A 26,813-nucleotide genomic window follows, 5' to 3' on the forward strand; every position below is an offset into this window, starting at 1 on the left:
CGGTTCGTTATGCCTGGGCCGCCAAGACGCGCCGCTCCCAGGGCGTGATTTCGTCAAAGAAACTGGTCAGTTCCAGGGTCTTCGAGGCAATGTAGCCTTCGATGAACTCGGTACCGAACAGTTCCTTCGCCAAGTGGCTACGCTTGAGACGCTCAAGGGCTGCATGCAAGGTACATGGCAAGGACAGATTGTCCGGCACTTCGAATTCGCCCTGGATCGCCGCGTCTGGTTCCAGGCGATTTTCAATGCCATGGAGTCCCGCCGCCAGGCTGGCGGCAATCGCCAGGTAAGGATTGGCGTCGGCCCCCGGCAAACGATTCTCGACCCGCCTGGCCACCGGCGGACTCGCAGGAATGCGCAACCCGGCCGAACGATTGTCATGGGACCAGCAGGCATTGTTTGGCGAGGCAAATGGATGGCAGAGGCGGTGATAGGAGTTCACGTTCGGCGCGAACAACGCGGTGAAATCCGCCATGCAGGCCTGCTGCCCGCCAATGAAGTGCCGAAACGTTGCCGTCGGCTCGCCCGCCTCGTCGCTGAACACATTGCGACCACTGCCCAGCTCAATCACGCTCTGGTGAATGTGCATCGAACTGCCCGGCGTCCGCGCCAGCGGCTTGGCCATGCAGACCACCGTCAGGCCATGCTTGAGGGCCACTTCCTTGAGCAGGTGCTTGAACAGGAATGTCTGGTCAGCCAGTCGCAGAGCATCGCCGTGGAGCAGATTGATTTCGAACTGGCTGACGCCCATTTCATGCATGAATGTGTCGCGCGGCAAGCCCAAGGCTGCCATGCATTCATAAACTTCAGTGAAGTACGGACGCAGGCCGTTGTTGGAACTGATGCTGAACGCCGATTGGCCATCTTCGCGCCGACCGTCCAGGCCCACCGGCGGCAGGAATGGCTGGGCAGGATCCGGATTGGCGGCGAACACAAAGAACTCCAGCTCCGTCGCCACGACCGGCGCCAACCCGAGCGCGGCATACCGAGCGATCACGGCCTTGAGCTGGCCACGCGTCGACAAAGGCGAGCTTTCACCGCTAAGTTCGTCGGCATCGCAGATCGCCAAGGCGCGTGGCGGATGGCTCCACGGCAAGCGATGAATCTGCTGCGGATCGGGCACCAACGCCAGGTCGCCATCGTCACTGCCATAAAAGCGCGCTGGCGGATAACCGCCCATGATGCATTGCAGCAGCACACCCCGCGCCATCTGCAACCGCCGGCCTTCAAGAAAGCCCTCGGCGCTCATTACCTTGCCCCTGGGTACGCCATTCAAATCCGGCGTGACACATTCAATCTCATCAATGCCCGTCAATCGCTGTGCGAGTGAACGCTGGCCATCGGTCGTCATGACGCAATCCTTGTTGTGTGCGAGCCGCGAACGGCAACCCGTACAAAATAGGCTCCGGCTGTTCGGAATATCAAGCATCCCGAGACAATAAACATCTGACATCGAACCCATAGGGTTCTGTACCGACCGAAGATTGGCTCAGGGCAGATAAAGCCTGAACACTCCACCGCCCAGCACACCGCCGTTGGCAATCTCGGTACGCCCGCTCAAGCCGCCGCGCTGGTGCAGCGCGGCGATCCTGGCGGCGAAATACAAGCCCAGCCCAGTGCTGCCACTGCTGTGGTTGATGCCTTGCACGTATTCGGCCTGACGCTCGATCATCTCGGCCGGATAGCCTTCGCCGTCGTCATTGATCGTCAGCACCAACTGCCCGGCCTCGTCGCTCACGCTGATCAACAATGCCTGGCGCCCGTGGCGAATGGCGTTGTTGATCATGTTGTCGAGCACCGAAGCAATCAGCTCGCGATCGAAGAAACCCAACGGGCTCAGCGGATCGACCTCATAGGTGGCCATGATCCCGCGACTGCGGAATACATCCTGATGACCGGCCAATTGCGCTTCAATGAAGTCATCCAGCTCGTGGTAGGCCGGATGCAGCGGCAGCTGATTGACACCCAGCTTGTACAACCCGAGCAACTGCACCAGCAGGCCATTGAGGTGGGCAAACTCGAACTCGATCACGCCCTGCTCCGAGGTCTGCCGCTCAGGCTCCGGCAAGCGCTCGAGCCATTGCGTGTGGGCCTGCATGAGCAAGGTCAGGGAGTTTTTCATGTCATGCACGGTAGACGCGATCACCGTGGAAAAATCGAGCGCCTGTTCGCTGTCATTCATCGCCAAATGCCTTGCTCCGCAGTTTCTGATAACGCGCATGACGCGCATCGGTGTCGGGCATCATGCCCACCAGTTTCAGGCAGGCGCGACACTCCTGCAGCAACTCCGATTCCACGCTGGTATCAGTGCCGTGCAGCAGGGATTGCGCCATATTCAGGGCAATACTGATGTTCTTCGGTTGCATCTTCAGGGCACGCCGGAACAGCTCCCGCGCCTCGGGCAATGCGCCGGTCTTGTAGACGCGCACGCCTTCGCGGTTCAGCTCGGCGGCGGCGTTGCCCTGGTTGAGGATATTCGGATCGTCGGTGAGCTTGGCGATGCCCTGCATCACGGCCGGATCATCACCGTAGATTTCCGCGCAGTTCTTGAGCATCGACTCGCCGGCACTGGTCTGGCCGAGCATCTGCAACTGCTTGGCCACCAGCAACGCTGCTTCGGCGCTCATGAATTGTTCCATGCCATCGAGACGCTGCAAGGCTTGCTCGGTGAGCTTCTCGGCGGTTTCGGCATCGTTGAGCAACAGGCTCGTTGCTTTCATCAGCCGCGCTCGAACCTGCAGGCCCGGATCGCTGGGGTTGTCCTTTGCAACCGCGCTGAGCGTGGTATTGATTTCGAGCCTAGTCCGGGTGTCGAGGCCCTTTTCGCTGCCCTTGCTGATCAAGGCATGGGCCAGGCCAAGGTTGCTTTCCGGATCCTTGAATCGCGATTGCGCGCCCTGCCCAACCGCCTGGCGATAGGCTTTGGACGCGGTCTCGTAATCCTCGTTGGTCATCGCCAACTTGCCCAACAGGGACTGCCGACGCACCGCCAACGGCGACAGGCGCACCGCTTCTTCCAATATGTTCTGGGCTTGCTTCGTGTCGCCCTCGGCCACCAGCACATCGGCCATGCCGTCATACAGGGCCGGCATCATCGGGAAGACTTTCAGGGCTTTTTCATAGACAGCCTTGGCTTCGCCGATCTGCCCGCGCTTGAACAGCAATTTTCCCAACCCCGCATAAGCCCATGGCAACGGGCGATCAGCGATGATGGAGTTGTACAACCGCTCAAGGGCCTCGTTCTGATTCAGGTCGCGCAGCGCATCGGCCCGATAACGCAGGCACAGCGGCCCGTAGCGCGGGTCCTGCTTGCACAGGGCGATGCAAGCATTGAGCACTTCCATCGGCTTGCCGCGATCGAGCGCCTGCAGGATCGGCTTGAGCAACGTCTTGCGCTGCTCCAGGCGCTCCAACCGCTGGGCCAGGCCGGAGCGATTGAATGGTTTGGTCAGGTACGCATCCGGCTCATGTTCCAGGGCACTGAGCACCATTGCCTGGCTGGTCTCGGCAGTCACCATGAGAAAGACGCTCTCATGGCTGATCAACTTCTCGACCATCAGGTCTTCCAGCACCTGCTGGCCATTCTTGCGCCCGTCACCCAGGTGATAATCCTGCAAGATGAAGTCATAACGCTTTTGCGAGCACATGCGCAGTGCCACTTCACCGGTGTCGGCGGTGTCCACGTCCTTGACGCCCAACTCCCGCAACATCGACCGGACGGAGCTGCGGAAATCCGAGAAATCATCGACGATCAGAAAACTTTTTTGGTGGTACGCCAGCATCGAGGATGTCCAGGCAAATAAGAAAATGAACTCAATGGCAAAACAAACGAAACATCGCCTCCACGGCCGGCGAGGCGCGCAGATGATAGACACCCACGACGCATACCGCGAGCCGTTCCAGGACGCAGGGACGTCAGGAAAGGAGACTCATCGGGTTATCGGCCGCAAATGGCGTTCCGTTAAGGAGATCGTAGGGGGGTTGCAGGACTGCGGGATAATAAAATGGTGTCCCAGGGCAGGTTCGAACTGCCAACCTTCCCCTTAGGAGGGGGATGCTCTATCCAATTGAGCTACTGAGACATGGGTCGACCACGAGAAACGCGGTGCGTTGGACGGCGAGCATGTTAACGGCCACTCTCGCGTTTGTCATGTCGTCGCTGCCTTTTAAGTGTAGGCAAATGGTACGACGCAGGCGTCGCGCCGAGGGAAGACCGCGTAAATACAGCACCATTCATCCATCCCGGACCTGCCGGCCTAGTAAATCGGCATTTTGCCACTATCCTATACAAAACAAGGACGCAGGCGTTTTGTTGCGTACCGGTTATCCGCCCAACGGTATGGCACAACGACACGATGCAGTGGTCACAACTGCGGAACCTGTATGTTTTTTCAAACCAGTCCGCATTTTTTGATGAAGGGTACTGGCATAACGCCTTTACCCGGATCAGAATTTGTCACAGAATTGGCGCCAATGATCTGGCAATTTTGAGGCATGATGCGGGCCTCTTAACAATTCAGGTTGAACATTTGGCTGCGGGTCTTGTCCTATCGACATCCTGCGGCCAATCCCAGAACCGCTCCCCTGAACTAACCGGTTAAATAAATATGCGCCCAATGAAACAGGCAATTTATTCCAGCCGTACGGCTGACAAGTTCGTCGTACGTCTGCCAGACGGAATGCGGGAACGCATTGCCGAGGTGGCTCGTAATCATCACCGCAGCATGAACTCCGAAATCATCGCGCGCCTAGAGCAAAGCCTGATTCAGGAAGGTGCATTGGGTGAAGAGTTGAGCATGCGCCTGGACAGCCCGGAGCTGTCGCTGCATGAGCGCGAGTTGCTCCAACGCTTCCGACAACTTTCCCATCGCCAGCAGAACGCCCTCGTTTCGCTGATTGCTCATGATGCCGAAATGGCCGCGGACGCGTCCTGATCGAGGCAAAGATATTAAAGCCAGCCTAGCGCTGGCTTTTTTTTGTCCGGAATCTGGCGACCAGGAAAAACCACCCCAGAAAAAAGCCCGCCGGTCAGGCGGGCTTCTTGATAAGCCATTCAGAGCAGGAAAATCGTCGCCAAGCCCAGGAAAATGAAGAACCCGCCGCTGTCCGTCATGGCAGTGATCATCACGCTCGCGCCCATCGCCGGGTCACGCCCCAGGCGCGCCAGCGTCATGGGGATCAAGACGCCCATCAACGCGGCCAATAGCAGATTGAGCGTCATCGCAGCGGTCATGACCACGCCCAGCGACCAACTGCCATAAAGCAGATAGGCTACCACGCCGATCACCCCACCCCAGACGACGCCGTTGATCAAGGCAACCGCCAACTCCTTGCGCATCAACCGCGATGTATTGCCCGTACTGACCTGGTCCAGGGCCATCGCGCGGACAATCATGGTAATGGTCTGGTTGCCGGAGTTGCCGCCGATACCGGCAACGATGGGCATCAAAGCCGCAAGGGCCACCAGTTTTTCAATTGAACCTTCGAACAGGCCGATGACACGGGATGCGACAAAAGCCGTGATCAGGTTGATCGCCAGCCAGGCCCAGCGGTTACGCAAGGACTTCCAGACCGAGGCGAAAATGTCTTCTTCTTCGCGCAGACCCGCCATGCTGAGGACTTCGCTTTCGCTTTCCTCCCGGATCAGGTCAACCATTTCGTCGATGGTGAGACGGCCAATCAGTTTGCCGTTCTTGTCCACCACCGGCGCAGAAATCAAGTCGTAACGTTCGAACGCCTGTGCCGCATCGTAGGCGTTTTCGTCGGGATGGAAGCTCACGGGATCGCTGGCCATGACCTCGGCCACTTGCTTCTCCGGATCGTTGACCAGCAAGCGCTTGACTGGCAGCACGCCCTTGAGCACACCGTCGTAATCGACCACGAAGAGTTTGTCGGTATGCCCTGGCAACTCCTTGAGGCGACGCAGGTAACGCAAGACCACTTCAAGGCTGACGTCCTCGCGGATCGTCACCATCTCGAAGTCCATCAGCGCACCGACCTGCTCCTCGTCATAGGACAGTGCAGAGCGCACACGCTCGCGCTGCTGGCCATCAAGGGCTTCCATCAGCTCGTGGACAACGTCGCGGGGCAGCTCAGGAGCAAGGTCGGCGAGCTCGTCGGCGTCCATCTCCTTGGCCGCAGCGAGAAGCTCATGATCATCCATGTCGGCGATCAGGGTCTCACGAACCGAGTCGGACACTTCGAGCAGGATGTCGCCGTCGCGATCGGCCTGGACCAATTGCCAGACCGTCAGGCGCTCTTCCAGCGGCAAGGCTTCAAGGATGTAGGCGACGTCGGCCGAGTGCAGATCGTCGAGCTTGCGCTGCAACTCGACGAGATTCTGCCGGTGGACCAGGTTTTCGACCCGATCGGAATGCGGACCTTCCTGGCGATGCGTCAGGTCTTCCACGACCCGCTGGCGATGCAGCAGCTCAACGACTTGAGCGAGGCGATCCTGAAGGCTTTCCTGCGTTTTTTTTACTTCTATTTCAGTCATAGGCGAACTCCACTCCCAGCAGTGGAGCACGCCGGAAGGATCAATCAGTTAATTCATGATTGGCAAAACAAGCTGTTGAGTAACTACTGGGTAAGTCCATGAAGATATTCCAAAGCCCCGGCGGGGCTGACGGGCGCAATCATACACCGCTTGGCGCCGTAACACGTTAAAAAATCATGGCAAGAACAAGCGCTTGCGAGACAAACCTGAACACAGGCTGAATGTCTGTTTCTACGACGACTTATTCTGAAAAGAAAACACACCATCAGGCAAAAATGCAGCGGCTAACCTTCTTCATTTACCGCCAAGGAGGACGGTTGCATGCCCTTATGCCGCTATCTGTTTTTACTCGCCACCCTGCCCTGCCTGTCTCCCTGGGCTGCCGATCATGTTGTGCATCGCTGCGAAAACGACGCAGGACACGTCACATTCACAACCCTTAGCTGCGAACAGGGAGACACCCTGACGCTGCAACAGATCCACTCATTCAGCCCAAGCCATATCGAGCCGATGCTGCCCGAAGCCGAAGGCCGAAAAACATTCAGCAACAAAACCAGGCGCAAGGAACCGACCATTGTCGGCCAACTGGAAGACAGCTGTGGAAACCTGATCAACGCCAGCCAACGCCGCGATGCCATCTTGAACCAACGAATCGTCGCCGGCATGAGCCAGAGGGACGTCGTGAGCGCACTGGGCAAACCGGACACGATCAAGGTTCGGAATTCGAGCACGCGGTACACCTACAAAACCAAGAGGGGTCGCAGTGCAGAAGTTGTATTCGATGAGAGAGGGTGCGTAAAAAGCTGAATCGCAGACAGCAAAAAGCCCGCGTTGAACGCAGGCTTTTTGGTGTTTGGTGCACTCGACAGGATTCGAACCTGTGACCGCTCGGTTCGTAGCCGAGTACTCTATCCAGCTGAGCTACGAGTGCAAGTTGTGGTTTTATACCAGATCACAACTGGTTGAAGCCAAGTTATTTGCATTACTGCAAGCAACTCTTAAATGGTGCACTCGACAGGATTCGAACCTGTGACCGCTCGGTTCGTAGCCGAGTACTCTATCCAGCTGAGCTACGAGTGCATTTGTTGCCGCGCATTATAGGTCGTCAAATCCTTTTGTAAAGCGCTTTTTTCAGTAATTTCAATCACTTACCGATCAAGCCAGATTCTAACGCACTAAACGAATAATGGCGGAGAACGGGGGATTCGAACCCCCGACACCCTTTTGAGGTGTACTCCCTTAGCAGGGGAGCGCCTTCGGCCACTCGGCCAGCTCTCCGCAACACGGGGCGTATATTAACCACCTTCATCCCCGTTTGCAAACATAAAAATCGATAAAAATTAATGGCTTGGTTCGTCGTCCTTCTCTTTCTTGATACGCAGGTAGATTTCCTCCCGGTGCACAGCGACCTCTTTCGGGGCGTTGACGCCGATGCGCACTTGGTTTCCTTTGACGCCGAGCACGGTCACGGTGATTTCGCCATCACCAATAATCAGGCTTTCTGCACACCGACGGGTCAGAATCAGCATACCTTTCTCCTCACGCGATTCACTTAAGGGACAACTGTCTGCAAAAAAAAGGCATGGAACCAACAACCGAAACGGTCGCAGCCCACAGGCCTAGTATTGACCAGCGCGCGCAAAAGAACAGTTTTGGGACACGCCATTCAGAAAAACAAAGGGCGCGGTGAAAACCGCGCCCTCGGCACAACGCGTTACTCGCCCTGTCGGGCCGCAGCGTCGAGTTCAAACGCCGTGTGCAGGGCGCGCACGGCCAGCTCCAGGTACTTCTCTTCAATCACCACGGAAACCTTGATTTCCGATGTGGAGATCATCTGGATGTTGATGCTTTCCTTGGCCAGGGATTCGAACATGCGGCTGGCCACGCCTGCGTGGGAACGCATGCCGACACCGACGATCGAGACCTTGGCGATCTTGGTGTCGCCGACCACTTCCCGGGCACCGATCTCGTCGGCCGTCTTCTTCAGTACGGCTTCGGCGGACTGGTAGTCGTTGCGGTGCACAGTGAAGGTAAAGTCGGTGGTGTTATCGTGGGCAACGTTCTGCACGATCATGTCGACTTCAATGTTGGCGGCACTGATCGGGCCGAGGATCTTGAAGGCCACGCCGGGGGTGTCTGGCACACCACGGATGGTCAGCTTGGCTTCATCGCGGTTGAAAGCGATGCCGGAAATGATCGGCTGTTCCATGGATTCCTCTTCATCAATAGTAATGAGGGTGCCCGGACCCTCCTTGAAGCTGTGCAGGACGCGCAGCGGAACGTTGTACTTGCCGGCGAATTCAACCGCACGGATCTGCAACACCTTGGAACCGAGGCTGGCCATTTCCAGCATCTCTTCGAAGGTAATCTTGTCCAGGCGTTGAGCCACGGGCACGACCCGTGGATCGGTGGTGTAGACGCCGTCCACATCGGTGTAGATCTGGCACTCGTCAGCCTTGAGGGCTGCCGCCAGCGCAACACCCGTGGTATCGGAACCGCCACGACCCAGGGTGGTGATGTTGCCGTGCTCATCCACACCTTGGAAACCGGCGACAACCACGACGCGACCGGCCTTCAGGTCACCGCGAATTTTCTGATCGTCGATCTGCAGGATACGCGCTTTATTGTGCGCGCTGTCCGTCAGGATGCGCACCTGGTTGCCGGTGTAGGACACCGCCGGCACGCCACGCTTGATCAGCGCCATGGCGAGCAAGGCAATAGTCACCTGTTCGCCGGTGGACACGATCACGTCCAGCTCACGGGGGACCGGTTGCTGGTCGCCGCTGATTTGCTTGGCCAGATCGATCAGACGGTTGGTCTCGCCGCTCATGGCCGACAGCACGACCACCAGGTCGTCGCCAGCGTCACGGAATTTCTTAACCTTGTCGGCGACTTGTTCGATTCTCTCGACGGTGCCGACCGAGGTGCCTCCAAATTTCTGTACGATCAAAGCCATTTCAAAGCCGCCTCTGCCCATGAAGGGCGCCCAAATAATCAATCAACAGCGGCCGGGCCCACCTCGGCGAACCCGGAGCGCTGTCTTAAATACCCTGCTCTACAAATGCAACGGTCTGGGCCAGTGCCGCGTCCAATGCGCCGGCGTCGGTACCGCCGCCTTGCGCCATGTCCGGACGACCACCGCCCTTCCCGCCCACTGCCGCAGCGGCCTGCTTCATCAAATCACCGGCTTTGAGTTGGCCAGTCAGGTCTTTGGTCACGCCTGCGACGAGAACGACCTTTTCCTCATGGACACCGCCGAGCAGGATCACTGCGCGACCGAGTTTGTTTTTCAGTTGATCGACCAGCGCCAACAAGGCCTTGCCGTCCTGGCCGTCGAGACGCGCGGCCAGCACTTTCACGCCCTTGACGTCCACGGCCTGGCCCGACAGATCATCACCCGCGGCACTGGCGGCCTTGGCCTGCAACTGCTCGAGTTGCTTTTCCAGCAAGCGGTTGCGCTCCAGCACAGCCGACAGCTTGTCGATCAGGTTGTCGCGACTGCCCTTGATCAGGCTCGCCGCTTCCTTGAGTTGTTCTTCAGCCGCGTTGAGGTACGCCAGCGCTGCTGCGCCAGTGACCGCCTCGATACGCCGTACGCCGGAGGCCACGCCGCCTTCGCTGATGATCTTGAGCAGGCCGATGTCGCCGGTGCGATTGGCGTGGATGCCACCGCACAGCTCGACGGAGAAATCACCGCCCATGCTCAGCACGCGCACGTTGTCGCCATATTTTTCGCCGAACAACGCCATCGCGCCCTTGCGCTTGGCGGTCTCGATATCGGTTTCTTCGGTTTCCACCGGGGAATTCTTGCGGATTTCAGCGTTGACGATGTCTTCCAGCGCCTTGATCTGCTCCGGCTTGATGGCTTCAAAATGGCTGAAGTCGAAGCGCAGGCGCTGGCTGTCCACCAACGAACCTTTTTGCTGGACATGCTCGCCCAGCACCTGGCGCAACGCTGCGTGCAGCAAGTGCGTGGCGGAGTGGTTCAGGGACGTCGCGTGACGAACCTCGGCATCGACATGGGCCGCCACGGGAGCAGCGATCATCAAGCTGCCCGACGCCAGCACGCCGTGGTGCAGGAAGGCGCCGCCGGTCTTGGTGGTGTCACGCACGTCGAAACGCGAGCTGCCCGCTTGCAGGTAACCGCTGTCGCCGATCTGACCGCCGGATTCGGCGTAGAACGGGGTCTTGTCCAGCACGATGACGCCTTCCTGGCCTTCGCTCAGGATGTCGACCGATTGTCCGTCCTTATAGATCGCGACGATCTTCGCCGAACCGGTGGTCGCGGTATAGCCGGTGAATTCGGTGGCCACATCGACCTTGACCAGGCTGTTGTAGTCCATGCCGAAGGAGCTGGCGGAGCGTGCGCGCACACGCTGGGCTTCCATCTCGCGCTCGAAACCTTCCTCGTCGAGGGTCAGGTCGCGTTCGCGGGCGATGTCGCCGGTCAGGTCCATCGGGAAGCCGTAGGTGTCGTACAGCTTGAACACCACGTCGCCCGGCACCACGTTGCCCTTGAGTTCGGCCAGGTCCTGCTCGAGGATCTTCAGGCCTTGCTCCAGGGTCTTGGCGAATTGCTCTTCTTCGCCCTTGAGCACGCGTTCGATGTGCGCTTGCTGGGACTTGAGTTCAGGGAACGCCTCGCCCATCTCGGCCACCAACGCCGCGACGATCTGGTAGAAGAAGCTGCCCTTGGCACCCAGCTTGTTGCCGTGACGGCAGGCGCGACGAATGATCCGGCGCAGCACGTAGCCGCGACCTTCGTTGGACGGCAGCACACCGTCGGCAATCAGGAAGCCGCAGGAACGGATGTGGTCGGCGACCACTTTCAGCGAAGCCTGGTTGTCGTTGGTGCAACCGATGGCCTTGGCCGATGCGCTCAGCAGGCTCTGGAACAGGTCGATTTCATAGTTGGAATGAACGTGCTGCAGCACCGCGCTGATCCGCTCCAGGCCCATGCCGGTATCGACCGACGGCGCTGGCAGCGGATGCAACACACCATCGGCGGTGCGGTTGAACTGCATGAAGACGTTGTTCCAGATCTCGATGTAGCGGTCGCCGTCTTCTTCCGGCGAGCCGGGTGGGCCGCCCCAGATGTCGGCGCCGTGATCGTAGAAGATCTCGGTGCAAGGGCCGCACGGGCCGGTGTCGCCCATGGTCCAGAAGTTATCGGAGGCGTAAGGCGCGCCTTTGTTGTCGCCGATGCGCACCATGCGCTCTGCCGGGACACCGACTTCTTTGGTCCAGATGTCATAGGCTTCGTCGTCGGTGGCGTAGACCGTTACCCAGAGTTTTTCCTTGGGCAGGTTCAGCCACTTGTCAGACGTGAGGAAGGTCCAGGCGAAGGTAATGGCGTCGCGCTTGAAATAGTCACCGAAGCTGAAGTTGCCCAGCATTTCGAAGAACGTGTGGTGACGGGCGGTATAGCCGACGTTTTCCAGGTCGTTGTGCTTGCCGCCGGCACGTACGCATTTCTGGCTGCTCACCGCACGGGTGTACGCACGTTTTTCCTGGCCCAGGAAGCAGTCCTTGAACTGGTTCATCCCCGCGTTGGTGAACAGCAGGGTCGGGTCGTTGCCCGGGATCAAAGAGCTGGAGGCTACTCGGGTGTGGCCTTGCTCTTCGAAGAAGCGAAGGAAGGCTTCACGGATTTCTGCGCTTTTCATTAGGTTCTTCCACGGAGGCTGCGGCCAAAGGCCTGTGCAAAACGTCAACAGACGAAGCAACGGCAAAGGGCCGCATTATATCGGCCCTGCGCGTGGGGTACAGCGTGTTTATGCGATAGAAATGGTCAATTGGCCCGGTTACCCGGTCATTGGCGGGAAAATTCGACGAAAGTGGCGATTACCTGGTCGATTTGCGCCGCGCTCACGTCCATGTGCGTCACCATTCGCAAGCGTGGCGCCGCACTGAGCTTGACGCCCCGCTCATCGGCAAACGCCTTGACCGCCCCGGCCCGCTCGCCCATCTCTACGTAGACCATGTTGGTCTGCACCGGCTCGACCTCGAAGCCCGCAGCCCGCAGGCCCTCGGCGAGCCGCAGGGCATTGGCGTGGTCATCGGCCAGGCGCTGGACGTTGTGCTCCAGCGCATACAGCCCCGCCGCCGCGAGGATCCCGGCCTGGCGCATGCCGCCACCGACCATCTTGCGCAGCCGGCGCGCCTTGCCGATCAATTCGGCGCTGCCGCACAGGACCGAGCCCACGGGAGCGCCGAGGCCCTTGGACAGGCACACCGATACCGAATCGAAATACTGGGTGATGTCCCGGGCATCGACATTCAGCTTGACCGCCGCGTTGTACAATCGCGCGCCATCAAGATGCAGGGCCAGGCCATTCTCCTGGGTGAAACGCCGCGCACGGGCCAGGTACTCCAGCGGCAGCACCTTGCCCTGCATGGTGTTTTCCAGGGCCAGCAAGCGGGTGCGGGCAAAATGAAAGTCATCGGGCTTGATCGCCGCGGCGACGTGCGCCAGGTCCAAAGAGCCATCCGCCTGCACTTCGAGGGGCTGGGGCTGGATCGAGCCGAGCACCGCCGCACCGCCGCCTTCGTATTTGTAGGTGTGGGCCTGTTGGCCGACGATGTATTCATCGCCGCGCTCGCAGTGGGCCATCAACCCCAACAGGTTGCTCATGGTGCCCGTGGGCACGAACAGCGCCGCAGCGAACCCCAGGCGCGCGGCCAGTTCAGCTTCGAGGCGATTGACGGTCGGGTCTTCGCCATATACATCGTCGCCGGTCGGCGCACTGGCCATGGCATCCAGCATGCCGGCGGAAGGTTGGGTGACCGTGTCGCTGCGAAGATCGATAACACTCATGAATCTGGCCTCGGGTTCTGGTGGGAGAATTCCCTTTCGGAGGGCAATTACTGCGGGCAAGAGCAGAATTAATCAAGCCCGGCCCAAGGAATTTCCGTGGCGAGGGAGCTTGCTCCCGCTCGGCTACGAAGAAGCCGCCAGAGATTGGGTCTGCTTCGCATTCCAACGGGAGCAAGCTCCCTCGCCACAGTGCGTGCCCTTGGCTCCAGGTCATGCACTGCATCGGAATATGTGTTAAAAATCGTCCGCCGTCACAAAATGTGGCGGCAAAACGTTCTCAGGGCGGGGTGCAATTCCCCACCGGCGGTAATTGCGCGCAATGCGCATAGCCCGCGAGCGCTTGGCGGCACATCGTTTTTGGGATGTATCGACAAGGTCAGCAGACCCGGTGTGATCCCGGGGCCGACGGTCATAGTCCGGATGAAGAGAGAACGGGATTGACACCCAAGGGCCGCCTGCGACTGTCTTGTGCCCGGCGCACCCTCGAATCCCCTTCGATTCATGACGCCCTGTTTTTCACACAAACAGGAACCAGAACATGCAACCCACCGCAATCGACAGCAAGGCCAAAACCCATCCGGGCGAGCGCGTCGCGTTCATCCAAGCCTGCTGGCACAAGGAAATCGTCGACCAGAGCCGTAAAGGCTTCGTCGCCGAAATGCTCAGCCAGGGCTACCAGGAAAGTGACATCGACTTTTTCGAAGTCGGCGGCGCGTTCGAAATCCCGCTGCACGCCAAGCTGCTGGCCAGATCAGGCCGCTACGCCGGTATCGTCGCCGCCGGCCTGGTGGTGGATGGCGGCATCTACCGCCACGAATTCGTCGCCCAATCGGTGATCAGCGGCTTGATGCAGGTGCAATTGGAAACCGAAGTACCGGTGTTCTCGGTCGTGCTGACGCCGCATCACTTCCACGCTGGGGAAGAACATCAGAAGTTCTTCTTCGAGCACTTCGTGCACAAGGGCCAGGAAGCGGCGAAAACCTGCGCCGATACGCTGCACAAGACCCGGGCATTGCGTCGCAGCGAACAGCGGGCGGTAGCGGTCTAAAAGCTGGAAAAAGCCTGTGGGAGCGGGCTGCCCGTTCCCACACTGGAATGATCTGGGCGTCAGGCCAGGCTTTCATCCGTCGCCGGCACGATCAAAATGCCAGCCCGCAAGCCATTCTTGACCCTGGGGTTCGGGAAGATGATCCGCGCGCCCTCCTCCTCGATCACCCAGCGGGTCTGGGCGATGTCCTCAGCCAGCACATAACCTTTTTCAAGCTCGGAGAAGTTCTCGATATCTGCCGGCAGGTTCAGGCGGAAGCTGTCGCTGTGCTTGATGATTTCCCGGGCCACGCTGAACAATTGAAGACCGTCCAGGCTGCCTTCCGTCTCCGGCTCGTTGCCTTCGATGATCTGGTGCAGACGGGTTTCCAACAAGCCGACATTGACGCCGTCGTTCTGGCCAAATGGCCGGGCCTTGCCCAGTTCCAGGGTGAAGGACTCGGCGCCAAGCTGGTCGTAGGTATAGGCGCTGAACACGATGGACGGTTTGTTCTGCAACAACACCGCCTCCATGCCCGCCGCACGCAGGCGCGCCAGTTCTCGGCGCGAATGCTGGCGGCCTTCCTTCCACGGGTACAAGGCGAACTGCTCGATCTTCGAGCCACGAATGGCGGTGTGCAGGTCGTAGTGCAAGCGGCTGCGGTCCGGCACGCTGAAGAAACTCGCCGCCAGCCGTTCCAGTTCACAGGCGCGCAACGCCTCGGGGCCGCCGCTCAGCTCATGGCGACCATTGAACAAGCGGTTGACGTCCTGTTCGACGAAGCGCTCGCCGCGACGAATGGCCTCGGGATTGCCAAACAGGAAAAGAACGCGTGCACGGGGCTTCAGGTCGCCACGGGCGATGTCATGCAGCAGGCGGTCGAGCAATTCGATCGGCGCGGTTTCGTTGCCGTGGATACCGGCCGACAGCAGCAGGTCCAGGCCATTATCCCGGGCTTCGGGCGGCTTGACCTCCAGCGCGCCCTCGCTCAACCAGCGCATCCGTACGCCTTCGACAGTCAGTTGAGTCTTCTCCGCCGGTTCACGGCCGGCGAGGGTCAGTTCAAGCAGTTTGCCGAGGGCGAGCATAGTGCGGTTTCCTTAATGGTCGTGGCCGCAATCCGGGCCATGGACGTGGTCGTCATCGCCAAGCTCCGCCGGCTCCATTTCCAGTTGCAGGCTGACCAGGTTGGTGGCCAACGGACGCAACAGCAGGTTGGCGTATTCCTCGTCCCCTTCCTCGACGTCGACGCCGATCAGCAGCTGACCGCGGCCATCTTGCTGGATCCACAACTCCTTGCCCTGCCACATCACCGCGACGCGGGTGCAGGAGGTTTCCAGTTGCGTGCCGTCGGTGTCTTCAAGGATCAGCTGCAGGGTATCGCTCATGTCTTTACGTTCTCGTGTGGGGATAAGGCAACGCGCCCTGCTTTGACTGTAGTCAGGTCGCGCGCGCTTTCAATTGATCTGGAAAGGATAGACCGAGCCAAGTTTAAGGATTTGTGTCAGCTCATCCAGGGCCGACCGGCATTCGAGCAGTAATTGCGGGTCCGCCAGGTCGTTTTCGGTCATGCGGTCGCGGTAGTGGTTCTCGACCCATTGGGTCAGCGAATCGTACAGCGGCGCGGTCATGATAACCCCTGGGTTGACGGCCGCCAGTTCGGTTTCGTTCAGCGCCACGCGCAACCGCAGGCAAGCCGGGCCGCCGCCGTTCTGCATGCTTTGCTTGAGATCGAAGACCTTCACTTCACGGATCACCCCGCCAGCGCCCGTCAGGCCTTGCAGGTACTGCCAGACGCGTTCGTTGCTACGGCATTCTTCCGGCACGATCAACAGCATCGAGCCGTCAGGACGCGACAGCAACTGGCTATTGAACAGGTAGGAACGTACTGCGTCATCGACGGTGACCGCCGAACGCGGTACGCACACCGATTGAAATTTCCCACCGACCTTGGCGAGTTTGCCGCTCAGCTCGGCCAACATTTTGTCAGTCCCGAGGAACGCGTCCTCGTGGTAGAACAGCACTTCGCCATTGCCCACCGCGATCACGTCGTTGTGGAACACGCCCTGATCAATCACCGACGGGTTCTGTTGCGCGTAGACCACGCCCTCCTCCCTCAGGCCGTGCAGGCGGGCAACCGCCTGGGAGGCTTCGAGGGTCTGGCGCGCCGGGTATTTTTGCGGCGCCGGATAACGGTTGTCGAAAGCACTGCGACCGAAGACGAAGAATTCGACACCGGCCTCGCCATACGCGCGGCAGAAACGGGTGTGGTTGGCCGCGCCTTCGTCGCCGAACTGCGCCACGGCCGGCAATGCGGCGTGGTGGGCGAAGTGTTGCTGGTTCGCGAACATCGCCCCCAACACGCGACTGGTGGTCGGATGCTCGATGCTGCGGTGGTATTTGCAGTTCAGGTTGGCTGCAGTGAAATGCACGCGGCCATCGGCGGTGTCGGCGCTCGGGCTGACCGTGGCGGCGTTGGCCACCCACATGCTCGAGGCCGAGCAACTGGCAACCAGCAACGGCATCGCTTCTTTCGCGGCCCGCTGGATGACCTGCGCGTCGCTGCCGGCAAAGCCCAGCCGGCGCAGGGCCGCCACGTCGGGGCGCTCCTGCGGCGCCAGCACACCTTGCTGGAAGCCCATGTCCATCAGCGCCTTCATTTTCGCCAGGCCCTGCAGCGCTGCTTCCTTGGGGTTGGAAGACTGCTGGCTGTTGCTCTGGGAGGCGACGTTGCCGTAGGAGAGCCCGCCGTAGTTATGGGTCGGCCCCACTAGACCGTCAAAGTTGACTTCATAGGATTTCATCAGCGAGGCTCCACGAGAATCTGTTTTTTATAGGCATCAATATCGGCTGTAAGCGCGGCCATCGTCGGATCGCCGCCCGGAGCAGGCTCGCTCCCACACAAGGACTTTGCAAATCCCTGTGGGAGCGAGCCTGCTCGCGAAAAGGGCTACGCCATTTTCACGCCGGGGGTCAGGGCAGCCGGCATCACCAGGCTTGGTGTTTCCAGGGAAGCCACCGGATACGCGCAATAATCGGCCGCGTAATAAGCGCTGGCGCGATGGTTGCCCGACGCGCCGACACCGCCGAACGGGGCGCTGCTGGCGGCGCCGGTCAGTTGCTTGTTCCAGTTGACGATACCGGCGCGGCTTTGCAGCCAGAACTGCTCATAGCGCTCCTGGGAGTCCGACAACAACCCGGCGGCCAAGCCATATTGAGTGTTGTTGGCTTCGGCGATCGCGCCTGCGAAATCCTTGTAGCGGATGACCTGCAGCAACGGTCCGAACAGCTCCTCGTCGGGACGCTCGGCCACGGCGGTGACGTCGAGGATACCTGGCGTCAACAACGCAGCCTGGGGCTGTGGCTGGGTCATGGCCAACAGTGGCACCGCGCCCTTGCCCAACAAATGGTTCTGCGCATCCATCAAGGCCTTCGCGGCGGCCAGGGAAACCACCGAACCCATGAATGGCGCCGGTTGTTGGTCGAAGGCCCCTACGTCCAGGGTCGAACTGACTTGCACCAGGCGCGCCAGCAGGGCATCGCCCCAGGGGCCGTCCGGCACCAGCAGGCGGCGTGCGCAGGTGCAGCGCTGGCCGGCGGAAATGAAGGCGGACTGGATGATGGTGTACACCGCCGCATCGACGTCCGCCACCTCATCCACCACCAGCGGATTGTTGCCGCCCATTTCCAGCGCGAGGATCTTGTCCGGACGGCCGGAAAACTGTTGGTGCAAGAGATTGCCGGTGCGGCTGGAGCCGGTGAAGAACAAGCCGTCGATCCCCGGCTCCGCCGCCAGGGCAATGCCGGTTTCCCGCGCGCCTTGCAGCAGGTTCAGCACGCCCGCCGGCAGGCCGGCTTCGACCCAGCACTTGACCGTCAACTCGGCGACTTTCGGCGTCAGCTCGCTGGGCTTGAACAACACGCAGTTGCCCGCCAGCAGCGCCGGCACAATGTGCCCGTTGGGCAAATGGCCAGGGAAGTTGTAGGGTCCGAACACCGCCACCACGCCGTGGGGCTTGTGGCGCAGGACCGCAGTCGCGTCGCCCAGGGGGCCGCTTTTCTCGCCGGTACGCTCGCGGTAGCTCTGCACCGAGATCGCGACCTTGTTGATCATGCTGGTGACTTCGGTAGCCGCTTCCCACAGGGGCTTGCCCGTTTCCTCACCGATGCAACGGGCCAATTCGTCAGCGTGCGTCTTCAGGGTGCCGGCGAAGGCTTCCAGCACCTGGATGCGCTCATCCAGCGGGCGTCGCGCCCAGTCCGGAAACGCCTGGCGCGCCGCCTGCACGGCGGACTCCACCTGGGCCGCGGTCGCGCCTTTTCCAGACCACAGCACTTGCTGGGTCACCGGGTTCAACGACTCAAAGACGTCGCCCTGGCCTTCCAGCCAACTTCCAGCAATGTACAACGATTTCATTATTTCGACTCCCGGGCAGCGGACAACGCCACGGCACGCACCTGGTCGCCAGCGTTGAGTTGAAGACGTTTGGCGGTCAGCGGATCGACCACCAAGGTGCCTGCGGCAAAGCGGGCCGGTGCAGCGGTGATGCGGCAATCTTCGCGCTTGCGGTTATGAATGAGGAACGGCGTGGCGTCATCGCCCGGCGTACCGATGGCCAGCACCAGCGCCTGGCTGTCGCGAATCGCGCGGATCTTGCCGGTTTCGCATTCCACCGCCGGGCCGGCGTCGAAGATGTCGACGTAACCCTGATAGCTGAAACCTTCGCTCTTGAGCATCGACAATGCCGGTTCGGTATCGGGATGAACCTGGCCAATCACGGCCCGGGCATCTTCGGACAAGAAACAGGTGTACAGCGGGAACTTGGGCATCAGCTCGGCGATGAACGCTTTGTTACCGACGCCGGTCAGGTAATCGGCCTGGCTGAATTCCATCTTGAAGAAATGCCGGCCCAGGCTTTCCCAGAATGGCGAACGCCCGTTGTCGTCGGACATGCCGCGCATCTCGGCGATGATCTTGTTGCCAAACAGCTGCGGGAATTCGGCGATGAACAGCAATCGCGCCTTGGCCAGCATCCGGCCGTTGAGACCACTGCGGTAGTCGGCGTGGAGGAACAACGAGCACAGCTCGGAATTGCCCGTCAGGTCATTGGCCAGGAACAACGTCGGGATTTCCCGGTAGATGTTCAGTTCCTGGGACGCGCTGACCGTCAGGCCGACCCGGAAGTTATACCAAGGCTCACGCAGGCCCACGGCGCCGGCGATGGCGGAAATGCCCACCACGCGACCGTCGTCGTCCTCGAGCACGAACAGATAGTCCGCATCGCCTCGCCCGGCTTCACCGCGAAAGGTCTTCTCGGCCCAACCGACCCGATGGGCCAGGCGTTCTTCATTGGCTGGCAAGGTGGTCAAGCCGGTACCGGTGCTGCGGGCCAGGGCGATCAGGGCGGGTAAATCGCTGCTGCGTACGGGACGAACGATCATGCTATCTCCTCAGACGGGCCGCTCACGCCACCCGCGAAACTCAGCTGTAAAGCGTTATACGGCTACCAGGCGCACGCTGGCGCCCTCGCCGACGCCCAAGGCTTCGGCCGCTTCCATGTCCAGCGTCACTGGCTTGCCTGGTGCGTAATCGAGCTCAAGCAGCACGGCGCGGTAATCCTGCAATTGGGCATTGGCCACCAGGTATTGGCGGCCGGCACCCTTGACCGGTTCACCAATCTTGACCGGCACCACGCGGCTCTGGGCGATCGAGCGGATGCCCGAGACACGGGCATGCAGGGTCGGGCCACCGTCGAAGATGTCGATGTAGTGATCAGTCTCGAAGCCCTCGCGCATCAGGATGTCGAAGGTGATCTGCGCACGCGGGTGGACCTGGCCCATGGCTTCCTGGGCGGCATCCGGCAGCAGCGGCACGTAGATCGGGTAATGCGGCATCAGCTCGGCGAGGAAGGTCCGGCTTTTCAGCCCGCACAAGCGCTCGGCGGCGGCGTAGTTGAGGTCGAAGAAGTTGCGACCGATGGCGTCCCAGAACGGCGAGTCGCCATTCTCATCGCTATAGCCGACGATCTCGGTCACCACCGAATCGGCGAAGCGCTCCGGGTGGCTGGCGACAAACAGCAGGCGCCCACGGGAGTTGAGTTCGGCCCAAGGCGATCCGACCAGTTCCGGCACGACGTAGAAACTCGTCAGCAGACTGTTGCCGGTCAGGTCGTGGCACTGGGAGAGAACGTGGATCTTGTTGTGGATCTTCAACTCACGGGAGGCGTGAACGAAGGTCTCGTTGCGAAAGCTGTAGAACGGTTCGGAGTAACCGGCCGAAGCGACAATGGCCGAACAGCCGGCCAACTTGCCGGTCGCGGTGTCTTCAAGGACGAAGAAATAGCTCTCTTCACCGTTGAAGCTGACTTCGGCGGCAAACGAGGCTTCGCTTGCGGCGATCTTGTCGCTCAGGCGTTCCACGTCATCCGGCAAGGAAGTGACACCGATCGGACTGTCCGCAGCCAGGCGCTGTACCTCACCCAGGTCAGCCATTTGCGCGGGGCGCATCACCAGCATGGTGTCACTCCTTAACTTGAAATAAACGGTTCGACCATTGGGTCGACACAGAGAAAAAAATGTTCAATGTGGGAGCGCGCTTGCTCGCGAAGGCGGTTTGTCAGGCAACATTTGCGCTGAATGTGACAGCCTCTTCGCGAGCAACCCCGCCCCCACAAGGGGTCCCACTCAGCCTCAGGCTTGGGTCAACTTCGCTGCAGCCCGCTCGAAGCGATCCAGGCCTTCGTCGATGTCGGCGTCTTCCACCACCAGGCTCGGGGCGAAGCGAATCACGTCCGGGCCGGCTTGCAGGATCATCAGGCCTTCCTGTTCGGCGGCGTTGAAGATGTCCTTGGCCTTGCCTTTCCAAGCGTCGTTCAGCACGCAACCGATCAGCAGGCCCAAGCCACGCACCTGAGTGAACAGGCCGTATTTTTCGCCGATCTGCTCCAGGCGCGCCTTGAACTTGTGGTGCTTGGTCTTGACGCCACCGAGCACTTCTGGGGTATTGACCACGTCGATTACCGCTTCGGCCACCGCACAGGCCAGCGGGTTGCCGCCGTAGGTGGTGCCGTGGGTACCAACGACCAGGTGCTTGGCCAGCGCTTCGGTGGTGAGCATCGCCGCGATCGGGAAACCACCGCCCAGGCTCTTGGCGCTGGTGAGGATGTCCGGGACCACGCCGTAATGCATGTAGGCGAACAGGTGGCCGCTGCGGCCCATGCCGGTCTGCACTTCGTCGAATACCAACAGCGCGTCGTGGGCATCGCACAGGTCGCGGGCGCCTTGCAGGTAGGCCTGCTCGGCCGGCAGCACACCGCCCTCGCCCTGGATCGGTTCCAGCACCACCGCGCAGGTCTTGTCGGAAATGGCGGCTTTCAAAGCCGCCAGATCGTTATAAGGAACGTGGGTGATGCCGGTAATTTTAGGCCCGAAACCGTCGGAGTACTTCGACTGCCCGCCGACGTTGACGGTAAACAGGGTACGGCCGTGGAAACTGTTGAGCGCGGCGATGATCTCGTATTTTTCGCTGCCAAAACGATCGAATGCAACGCGACGGGCCAGCTTGAAGGCGGCCTCGTTGGCTTCGGCGCCGGAGTTGCAGAAGAACGCACGCTCGGCGAAGGTCGCGTTGACCAGCTTGTGAGCCAGGCGCAGGGCCGGTTCATTGGTGAAGACGTTGGACACGTGCCACAGCTTGTTGGCCTGTTCGGTCAGTGCACCGACCAGCGCCGGGTGGGCATGGCCCAGTACGTTGACTGCGATACCGCCAGCAAAGTCGATCAACTCGCGACCGGACTGGTCCCACACGCGGGAACCGGCACCACGCACAGGAATGAAGGCAGCAGGTGCATAGTTGGGAACCATAACCTGGTCGAAATCGGCGCGTTGTACCGCGGCTTGCTCAACGGACATCGGAGTCTCCTGATGAGGAACACCCGCCTGGAACTGGCGGGCTTGGTAAGGATTGTAAGGACAGTTTTCAGCCCGGCCTTGCCGCCAAGCGACAACTTCTTATAGCGCCAACCCACGTTTTTCGCGGGTTTACGGCAATGCGACAAATAACGTCGCAAAGGCGCAGTTTAAACGTTGTGGCAGGATTTGAGGTGTCGGCATCCAGATTTCCATTACAACTGTGGCGAGGGGATTTATCCCCGCTGGGCTGCGCAGCAGCCCCAAGACAGTTAACGCTATCCATCTGACACACCGAGCTGCCTGGCTTCAGGGGCGCTTCGCGCCCCAGCGGGGATAAATCCCCTCGCCACAGGGCTATATGCCCTACTCATACAGAAGTTGTGCCTGCCCTACCCGCGTTCGGACGGCACCGAGGACAATTCGAACGGGCTGCTGCTGCGCCGCTGGTTGCGGTCTTCCCGCGGCGTGGCGCCGAAGAAGTTGCGGTATGCGCTGGAAAAATGAGGACCTGAAGAAAAACCGCAGGACAGGCCGATCTGGATGATGGATTTGCTGGTCTGCATCAGCATCTGGCGGGCCTTGTTCAGGCGCAGCTCCAGGTAATACTGGCTTGGCACACGATTGAGGTATTGCTTGAAGATCCGCTCCAGTTGACGACGGGAGACGCACACATGCTGGGCGATTTCGTCGGTGGTCAGCGGCTCCTCGATGTTGGCTTCCATTAGTAGAACAGCCTGGGTGAGCTTCGGATGGCTGGAGCCGAGACGGTTCTGCAGCGGGATGCGCTGGCGCTCGCCCCCTTCGCGAATGCGCTCGACCACCAGTTCTTCCGAAACCGCGCCGGCCAATTCCGCGCCGTGATCGCGCGCCAGCACCGCCAGCAACAGGTCCAGCACCGACATACCGCCGCAGGCACTCAGGCGATCACGATCCCAATCAAACAAATGACTGGTGGCGATGACCTTGGGGAAACGCTCGGAAAAATCATCCTGCCAGCGCCAGTGCACGGCAGCCCGATAACCGTCGAGCAAGCCCAACTGTGCCAGGGGATAGACGCCGGCGGACAAACCACCGATGACACAACCGGCGCGCACCAACTGCTTGAGCGCGCTGCTCAATGGCGAGGCCAGCGTGGTTGGCGGTTCATCGGCAATCAGGAACAGCTTCTGCAGGCCCTCAAGCTTGCCAGCCCAAGGTTCGCCCGGCAGTTGCCAAGCCCCATCGACTGGCGGCTCTGCTTGCAGGAACGACAGTTCGTAGACCACATCCGGATGCACTCGCTGAGCGACACGCAAGGCCTCCTCGGCCAGCGCCAGCGTCAAGGCTTTAGTGCTGGGCCAAATCAGGAAACCTATTCGATGGGCAGTCATGGCGGGCAATCCGAAGCGAAAACAGTGTTAAAGCCAAAAGCGGCTGCAACCAAATTAGACCATCTGGCGCATGGCGCGCAGCATGACTCAAGTCAGGTGCGTAACGGGAGCGATTACTTGAGGCTGCCCGACAGGAATTGCTGCAAGCGCTCCGATTGTGGATTGACCAGCACTTCGCGCGGGTTGCCACTTTCTTCGACGATGCCTTTGTGCAGGAACACCAACTGGTTCGACACTTCACGGGCAAAGCCCATTTCGTGAGTCACCACCACCATGGTCCGACCTTCCAGGGCCAGGGCCTGCATGACCTTGAGCACGTCGCCGACCAATTCCGGGTCCAGCGCCGAGGTCGGCTCGTCGAACAGCATCACTTCAGGCTCCATCGCCAGCGCACGGGCGATCGCCACGCGCTGCTGCTCCCCGCCGGACATGTGGCCCGGGTAGGCGTCCTTGCGATGGGCCACGCCAACCTTGTTCAGGTAATGCTCGGCCTTCTCCCGCGCTTCAGCCTTGGCCACGCCCAGTACATGAACAGGCGCTTCCATGATGTTTTCCAGCGCGGTCATGTGCGACCACAGGTTGAAATGCTGGAACACCATCGACAACCGCGAACGCATGCGCTGCAGCTGCTTGGGGTCCACGGCCTTCATCGCGCCATCCTTGCCCGCCACCAGCTTCAGCTCTTCGTTGTTGAGCAGGATCTTGCCGGCATGAGGTTGCTCAAGCAGGTTGATGCAACGCAGGAAGGTACTCTTGCCGGAGCCACTGGAGCCGATGATGCTGATCACATCGCCAGCGGCGGCTTTCAGGGACACGCCCTTGAGCACTTCGTGACTGCCATAGCGTTTATGCAGGTCTTGGACTTCAAGCTTGTACATGCGGTCGGTTCTCACAAAACGTCAGTCGTTGTGCAGTCGATCGGATCGATGCGTTATCAGTGCTTGCGCGGAGCCAGGTAACCCAGCCAACGGCGCTCGGCCAGCTTGAACAGGCGCACCAGGATGAAGGTCAGGCACAGGTAGAAAACGCCGGCCGTGATGTAGGCCTCGAACGGCAAGTAGTACTGCGCGTTCACCGTGCGCGCGGCACCGGTGATGTCGATCAAGGTCACGATGGAGGCAAGACTGGTGGTCTGCAGCATCATGATCACTTCGTTGCTGTATTGCGGCAGCGCGCGGCGCAGGGCCGATGGCAGCAGGATCCGGCGATACAGCTTGTAGCGCGACATGCCCATGGCCTTGGCCGCCTCGATCTCGCCATTGGGCGTGGCCCGCAGGCTGCCGGCGATGATTTCGGCGGTGTAGGCGCTGGTGTTGATGGCGAACGCCAGGCACGCACAGAACGTCGCGCTGGACAGCCACGGCCAGAGGAAGCTTTCGCGCACGACGGCGAACTGCGCCAACCCGTAGTAGATCAGGAACAGCTGCACCAGCATCGGCGTGCCGCGGATCACGTAGGTATAGAGCCAAGCCGTCATGTTGACGATCGGCTGCTTCGACACCCGCATAAGCCCCAGGGGCAGCGCCGCCAGGAGGCCGAAGAACAGCGAGAGGGCCAACAGCTTCAGGGTGGTCAGCAAGCCACTGAAGTACAGCGGCAAGGCTTCATAGATGACGTTGTAGTCGAAGATCATAGATCAGCCGCCCTTACGCCTACCGAGTAGCGCTTCTCAAGGTGACGCAACGCCAGCAACGAGACACTGGTGATCACCAGGTACATCGCCGCCACTGCGAGGAAGAAGGTGAAAGGCTCGCGAGTGGCATCCGCCGCCTGCTTGGCCTTGAACATCATGTCTTGCAGGCCCACCACGGAAATCAGTGCGGTGGCCTTGGTCAACACCAGCCAGTTGTTGGTGAAGCCCGGGATCGCCAGGCGAATCATTTGCGGCACCAGCACCCGGAAGAACACCTGGAAGCCGCTCATGCCGTACGCCATGCCCGCCTCGGCCTGGCCCTTGGGGATCGCCATGAAGGCACCGCGGAAGGTTTCCGACAGGTACGCACCGAAGATGAAGCCCAGGGTGCCGATGCCGGCCGCCAGCGGGTTCAGGTCGATATAGTCGTCATAGCCGAGCATCGGCGCCACACGGTTGAGCAGGTCCTGGCCGCCATAGAAAATCAACAGGATCAGCACCAGGTCGGGAATGCCACGGATGACCGTGGCATACAGATCGCCCAGCCACGCCAGCCAACGCACCGGCGAGAGGCGCAAGGCGACGCCGATCAACCCCAGGGCGATGGCCAGGGCCATGGACGACAAGGCGAGCTGAAGCGTCAACCATGCGCCATCGAGGATGACAGCCCCGTAGCCTTTCAACATGATTCAGGTCCTCGAAAGTGGGATGAAAAAATGGCGCAAACCGCAGAGTTCCTGTTGCTTGCGCCATTTCGCCCGAGTGGCGGGACGTGGTTACTTGCCGTAGATATCAAAGGCGAAGTATTTGTCCTGGATTTGCTTGTACTTGCCGTTCTCGCGAATGGCCGCGATCGCGCCGTTGATCTTGTCCTTCAACGCATCGCCCTTGCGCACCGCGATGCCGACGCCGTCGCCGAAGTACTTGACGTCGGTAAAGGCCGGGCCGACGAACGCGAAGCCCTTGCCGGCATCGGTCTTGAGGAAGCCGTCATCCAACAGCGTAGCGTCTGCCAAGGTGCCGTCGAGGCGGCCGGCGGACACATCCAGGTAGATCTCGTTCTGCGAACCGTACGGTTTGATCTCGGCACCCAGCGGGGCCAGGACTTCACGGGCGAAACGCTCGTGGATCGAACCGCGCTGCACGCCGATGTTCTTGCCCTTGAGCTCAGCCAGGTTGTCACCGACCTGAGTACCGGCCTTCATCACCAGACGAGCCGGGGTGTTGTAGTACTTATTGGTGAAATCAACGGATTTCTTGCGATCTTCGGTGATCGACATGGACGACAGGATCGCGTCGATCTTGCGGACCTTGAGCGCCGGGATCAGGCCGTCGAACTCTTGCTCGACCCACACGCACTTGACCTTCATCTCTTCGCACAGCGCATTGCCGATGTCGTAGTCGAAACCGACGATGCTGCCATCCGGGGCTTTCGAGGCGAACGGAGGGTAAGCCGCTTCGATACCAATCTTCAGGGGTTTTTCATCAGCGAAGGTCGGCAGGGACAGCACGGACAGTGCCAGGGCGCCAAGCAGCACAAGTTTCTTCATCTTGGGACT

23 protein-coding genes, 4 tRNA genes and 1 riboswitch are annotated in these 26,813 nt (G+C 60.3%); of the genes, 3 read left to right on the forward strand and 24 right to left on the reverse strand.

Annotation, left to right across the window (positions count from 1 at the left end; genetic code table 11):
• Nucleotides 1-7: 7 nt before the first annotated feature.
• From JZ00_RS14995 to JZ00_RS15010, 4 genes are all read right to left on the reverse strand, one after another.
• Entirely contained in the window at nucleotides 8-1,249 is a 1,242-nt protein-coding gene (locus tag JZ00_RS14995) for a glutamine synthetase family protein (RefSeq protein ID WP_198725496.1), read from the reverse strand.
• 240 nt (nucleotides 1,250-1,489) lie between these two features.
• Entirely contained in the window at nucleotides 1,490-2,182 is a 693-nt protein-coding gene (locus tag JZ00_RS15000; RefSeq protein ID WP_039591872.1) for a sensor histidine kinase, read from the reverse strand.
• Complete coding sequence (locus tag JZ00_RS15005; RefSeq protein ID WP_039591871.1) at nucleotides 2,175-3,782, reverse strand: tetratricopeptide repeat-containing response regulator; 1,608 nt, start codon at nucleotides 3,780-3,782, stop codon at nucleotides 2,175-2,177. The genes JZ00_RS15000 and JZ00_RS15005 overlap by 8 nt, the downstream gene beginning before the upstream one ends.
• A gap of 223 nt (nucleotides 3,783-4,005) precedes the next feature.
• Nucleotides 4,006-4,082: transfer RNA gene (locus JZ00_RS15010), tRNA-Arg, on the reverse strand.
• A 525-nt stretch (nucleotides 4,083-4,607) separates the two neighbouring features.
• Between JZ00_RS15010 and JZ00_RS15015 the strand changes: the two genes are divergently transcribed.
• Nucleotides 4,608-4,934: an Arc family DNA-binding protein gene (locus JZ00_RS15015; protein WP_010226671.1), complete on the forward strand. Its 327-nt coding sequence runs from the start codon at nucleotides 4,608-4,610 to the stop codon at nucleotides 4,932-4,934.
• Between the two features lie 119 nt (nucleotides 4,935-5,053).
• Here the strand turns inward: JZ00_RS15015 and mgtE are convergent, their stop codons facing one another.
• Nucleotides 5,054-6,496: a magnesium transporter gene (mgtE, locus tag JZ00_RS15020; RefSeq protein ID WP_046509794.1), complete on the reverse strand. Its 1,443-nt coding sequence runs from the start codon at nucleotides 6,494-6,496 to the stop codon at nucleotides 5,054-5,056.
• A 321-nt stretch (nucleotides 6,497-6,817) separates the two neighbouring features.
• Here mgtE and JZ00_RS15025 point away from each other — a divergent pair, with 321 nt between their 5' ends.
• The gene (locus JZ00_RS15025) at nucleotides 6,818-7,303 is read left to right on the forward strand and encodes a cell envelope protein SmpA (protein WP_080942570.1); all 486 of its coding nucleotides are present in this window, start codon (nucleotides 6,818-6,820) and stop codon (nucleotides 7,301-7,303) included.
• A 47-nt stretch (nucleotides 7,304-7,350) separates the two neighbouring features.
• On the opposite strand, the gene JZ00_RS15030 is transcribed toward JZ00_RS15025, so the two are convergent.
• From JZ00_RS15030 to ltaE, 7 genes are all read right to left on the reverse strand, one after another.
• Nucleotides 7,351-7,427 (reverse strand) — tRNA-Arg (locus tag JZ00_RS15030).
• A gap of 72 nt (nucleotides 7,428-7,499) precedes the next feature.
• A tRNA-Arg gene (locus JZ00_RS15035) sits at nucleotides 7,500-7,576 on the reverse strand.
• Nucleotides 7,577-7,683: 107 nt separating this feature from the next.
• Nucleotides 7,684-7,774 (reverse strand) — tRNA-Ser (locus JZ00_RS15040).
• Nucleotides 7,775-7,836: 62 nt separating this feature from the next.
• Nucleotides 7,837-8,025 (reverse strand): carbon storage regulator CsrA, encoded by a 189-nt coding sequence (gene csrA / locus JZ00_RS15045; protein ID WP_003178872.1) that lies wholly within the window; start codon nucleotides 8,023-8,025, stop codon nucleotides 7,837-7,839.
• Nucleotides 8,026-8,210: 185 nt separating this feature from the next.
• Entirely contained in the window at nucleotides 8,211-9,452 is a 1,242-nt protein-coding gene (locus JZ00_RS15050) for an aspartate kinase (RefSeq protein WP_039591870.1), read from the reverse strand.
• Nucleotides 9,453-9,537: 85 nt separating this feature from the next.
• Complete coding sequence (gene alaS, locus JZ00_RS15055) at nucleotides 9,538-12,162, reverse strand: alanine--tRNA ligase (protein WP_039591869.1); 2,625 nt, start codon at nucleotides 12,160-12,162, stop codon at nucleotides 9,538-9,540.
• A 146-nt stretch (nucleotides 12,163-12,308) separates the two neighbouring features.
• On the reverse strand, nucleotides 12,309-13,313 hold the full coding sequence (gene ltaE, locus JZ00_RS15060; RefSeq protein ID WP_039591868.1) for a low-specificity L-threonine aldolase: 1,005 nt from the start codon (nucleotides 13,311-13,313) through the stop codon (nucleotides 12,309-12,311).
• Between the two features lie 269 nt (nucleotides 13,314-13,582).
• Nucleotides 13,583-13,750: riboswitch (FMN riboswitch) on the forward strand.
• A gap of 101 nt (nucleotides 13,751-13,851) precedes the next feature.
• On the opposite strand from ltaE, the gene JZ00_RS15065 reads away from it, so the two are divergent.
• The gene (locus JZ00_RS15065; RefSeq protein ID WP_039591867.1) at nucleotides 13,852-14,361 is read left to right on the forward strand and encodes a 6,7-dimethyl-8-ribityllumazine synthase; all 510 of its coding nucleotides are present in this window, start codon (nucleotides 13,852-13,854) and stop codon (nucleotides 14,359-14,361) included.
• 59 nt (nucleotides 14,362-14,420) lie between these two features.
• On the opposite strand, the gene astE is transcribed toward JZ00_RS15065, so the two are convergent.
• From astE to JZ00_RS15125, 12 genes are all read right to left on the reverse strand, one after another.
• Nucleotides 14,421-15,428 (reverse strand): succinylglutamate desuccinylase, encoded by a 1,008-nt coding sequence (gene astE / locus JZ00_RS15070; protein ID WP_039591866.1) that lies wholly within the window; start codon nucleotides 15,426-15,428, stop codon nucleotides 14,421-14,423.
• A gap of 12 nt (nucleotides 15,429-15,440) precedes the next feature.
• The gene (locus tag JZ00_RS15075) at nucleotides 15,441-15,728 is read right to left on the reverse strand and encodes a hypothetical protein (RefSeq protein ID WP_039591865.1); all 288 of its coding nucleotides are present in this window, start codon (nucleotides 15,726-15,728) and stop codon (nucleotides 15,441-15,443) included.
• Between the two features lie 69 nt (nucleotides 15,729-15,797).
• A complete protein-coding gene (astB, locus tag JZ00_RS15080; RefSeq protein ID WP_039591864.1) occupies nucleotides 15,798-17,144 on the reverse strand; it encodes an N-succinylarginine dihydrolase in 1,347 nt (448 codons plus the stop codon).
• A 146-nt stretch (nucleotides 17,145-17,290) separates the two neighbouring features.
• On the reverse strand, nucleotides 17,291-18,760 hold the full coding sequence (gene astD / locus JZ00_RS15085) for a succinylglutamate-semialdehyde dehydrogenase (protein WP_196304797.1): 1,470 nt from the start codon (nucleotides 18,758-18,760) through the stop codon (nucleotides 17,291-17,293).
• Complete coding sequence (gene astA, locus JZ00_RS15090; protein WP_039591862.1) at nucleotides 18,757-19,782, reverse strand: arginine N-succinyltransferase; 1,026 nt, start codon at nucleotides 19,780-19,782, stop codon at nucleotides 18,757-18,759. Before astA ends, astD begins: the two co-directional genes overlap by 4 nt.
• Nucleotides 19,783-19,836: 54 nt before the next feature.
• Entirely contained in the window at nucleotides 19,837-20,856 is a 1,020-nt protein-coding gene (gene aruF / locus JZ00_RS15095; protein ID WP_039591861.1) for an arginine/ornithine succinyltransferase subunit alpha, read from the reverse strand.
• A gap of 174 nt (nucleotides 20,857-21,030) precedes the next feature.
• Nucleotides 21,031-22,251, reverse strand: coding sequence for an aspartate aminotransferase family protein (locus JZ00_RS15100; RefSeq protein WP_039591860.1), 1,221 nt, complete (start codon nucleotides 22,249-22,251; stop codon nucleotides 21,031-21,033).
• Between the two features lie 389 nt (nucleotides 22,252-22,640).
• Complete coding sequence (locus JZ00_RS15105; protein WP_039591859.1) at nucleotides 22,641-23,621, reverse strand: GlxA family transcriptional regulator; 981 nt, start codon at nucleotides 23,619-23,621, stop codon at nucleotides 22,641-22,643.
• 113 nt (nucleotides 23,622-23,734) lie between these two features.
• A complete protein-coding gene (locus JZ00_RS15110) occupies nucleotides 23,735-24,499 on the reverse strand; it encodes an ABC transporter ATP-binding protein (protein WP_039591858.1) in 765 nt (254 codons plus the stop codon).
• A 56-nt stretch (nucleotides 24,500-24,555) separates the two neighbouring features.
• On the reverse strand, nucleotides 24,556-25,254 hold the full coding sequence (locus JZ00_RS15115; protein ID WP_039591857.1) for an ABC transporter permease: 699 nt from the start codon (nucleotides 25,252-25,254) through the stop codon (nucleotides 24,556-24,558).
• Nucleotides 25,251-25,940, reverse strand: a complete 690-nt coding sequence (locus JZ00_RS15120) for an ABC transporter permease (RefSeq protein ID WP_039591856.1) — start codon at nucleotides 25,938-25,940, stop codon at nucleotides 25,251-25,253. The genes JZ00_RS15115 and JZ00_RS15120 overlap by 4 nt, the downstream gene beginning before the upstream one ends.
• Nucleotides 25,941-26,030: 90 nt before the next feature.
• Nucleotides 26,031-26,804, reverse strand: coding sequence for an ABC transporter substrate-binding protein (locus JZ00_RS15125; protein WP_039591855.1), 774 nt, complete (start codon nucleotides 26,802-26,804; stop codon nucleotides 26,031-26,033).
• Nucleotides 26,805-26,813: the final 9 nt, after the last annotated feature.

The organism is Pseudomonas frederiksbergensis (genome assembly GCF_000802155.2).
Lineage (GTDB): Bacteria > Pseudomonadota > Gammaproteobacteria > Pseudomonadales > Pseudomonadaceae > Aquipseudomonas > Aquipseudomonas frederiksbergensis_A.

What these genes read in the sequence shown, in the direction of transcription:
- JZ00_RS14995 (WP_198725496.1), bottom strand. Translation starts at nt 1,249, where the DNA reads ATGAGCGCCGAGGGCTTTCTTGAAGGCCGGCGGTTGCAGATGGCGCGG.
- JZ00_RS15000 (WP_039591872.1), bottom strand. Translation starts at nt 2,182, where the DNA reads ATGAATGACAGCGAACAGGCGCTCGATTTTTCCACGGTGATCGCGTCT.
- JZ00_RS15005 (WP_039591871.1), bottom strand. Translation starts at nt 3,782, where the DNA reads ATGCTGGCGTACCACCAAAAAAGTTTTCTGATCGTCGATGATTTCTCG.
- JZ00_RS15015 (WP_010226671.1), top strand. Translation starts at nt 4,608, where the DNA reads ATGCGCCCAATGAAACAGGCAATTTATTCCAGCCGTACGGCTGACAAG.
- mgtE (WP_046509794.1), bottom strand. Translation starts at nt 6,496, where the DNA reads ATGACTGAAATAGAAGTAAAAAAAACGCAGGAAAGCCTTCAGGATCGC.
- JZ00_RS15025 (WP_080942570.1), top strand. Translation starts at nt 6,818, where the DNA reads ATGCCCTTATGCCGCTATCTGTTTTTACTCGCCACCCTGCCCTGCCTG.
- csrA (WP_003178872.1), bottom strand. Translation starts at nt 8,025, where the DNA reads ATGCTGATTCTGACCCGTCGGTGTGCAGAAAGCCTGATTATTGGTGAT.
- JZ00_RS15050 (WP_039591870.1), bottom strand. Translation starts at nt 9,452, where the DNA reads ATGGCTTTGATCGTACAGAAATTTGGAGGCACCTCGGTCGGCACCGTC.
- alaS (WP_039591869.1), bottom strand. Translation starts at nt 12,162, where the DNA reads ATGAAAAGCGCAGAAATCCGTGAAGCCTTCCTTCGCTTCTTCGAAGAG.
- ltaE (WP_039591868.1), bottom strand. Translation starts at nt 13,313, where the DNA reads ATGAGTGTTATCGATCTTCGCAGCGACACGGTCACCCAACCTTCCGCC.
- JZ00_RS15065 (WP_039591867.1), top strand. Translation starts at nt 13,852, where the DNA reads ATGCAACCCACCGCAATCGACAGCAAGGCCAAAACCCATCCGGGCGAG.
- astE (WP_039591866.1), bottom strand. Translation starts at nt 15,428, where the DNA reads ATGCTCGCCCTCGGCAAACTGCTTGAACTGACCCTCGCCGGCCGTGAA.
- JZ00_RS15075 (WP_039591865.1), bottom strand. Translation starts at nt 15,728, where the DNA reads ATGAGCGATACCCTGCAGCTGATCCTTGAAGACACCGACGGCACGCAA.
- astB (WP_039591864.1), bottom strand. Translation starts at nt 17,144, where the DNA reads ATGAAATCCTATGAAGTCAACTTTGACGGTCTAGTGGGGCCGACCCAT.
- astA (WP_039591862.1), bottom strand. Translation starts at nt 19,782, where the DNA reads ATGATCGTTCGTCCCGTACGCAGCAGCGATTTACCCGCCCTGATCGCC.
- aruF (WP_039591861.1), bottom strand. Translation starts at nt 20,856, where the DNA reads ATGCTGGTGATGCGCCCCGCGCAAATGGCTGACCTGGGTGAGGTACAG.
- JZ00_RS15100 (WP_039591860.1), bottom strand. Translation starts at nt 22,251, where the DNA reads ATGTCCGTTGAGCAAGCCGCGGTACAACGCGCCGATTTCGACCAGGTT.
- JZ00_RS15105 (WP_039591859.1), bottom strand. Translation starts at nt 23,621, where the DNA reads ATGACTGCCCATCGAATAGGTTTCCTGATTTGGCCCAGCACTAAAGCC.
- JZ00_RS15110 (WP_039591858.1), bottom strand. Translation starts at nt 24,499, where the DNA reads ATGTACAAGCTTGAAGTCCAAGACCTGCATAAACGCTATGGCAGTCAC.
- JZ00_RS15115 (WP_039591857.1), bottom strand. Translation starts at nt 25,254, where the DNA reads ATGATCTTCGACTACAACGTCATCTATGAAGCCTTGCCGCTGTACTTC.
- JZ00_RS15120 (WP_039591856.1), bottom strand. Translation starts at nt 25,940, where the DNA reads ATGTTGAAAGGCTACGGGGCTGTCATCCTCGATGGCGCATGGTTGACG.
- JZ00_RS15125 (WP_039591855.1), bottom strand. Translation starts at nt 26,804, where the DNA reads ATGAAGAAACTTGTGCTGCTTGGCGCCCTGGCACTGTCCGTGCTGTCC.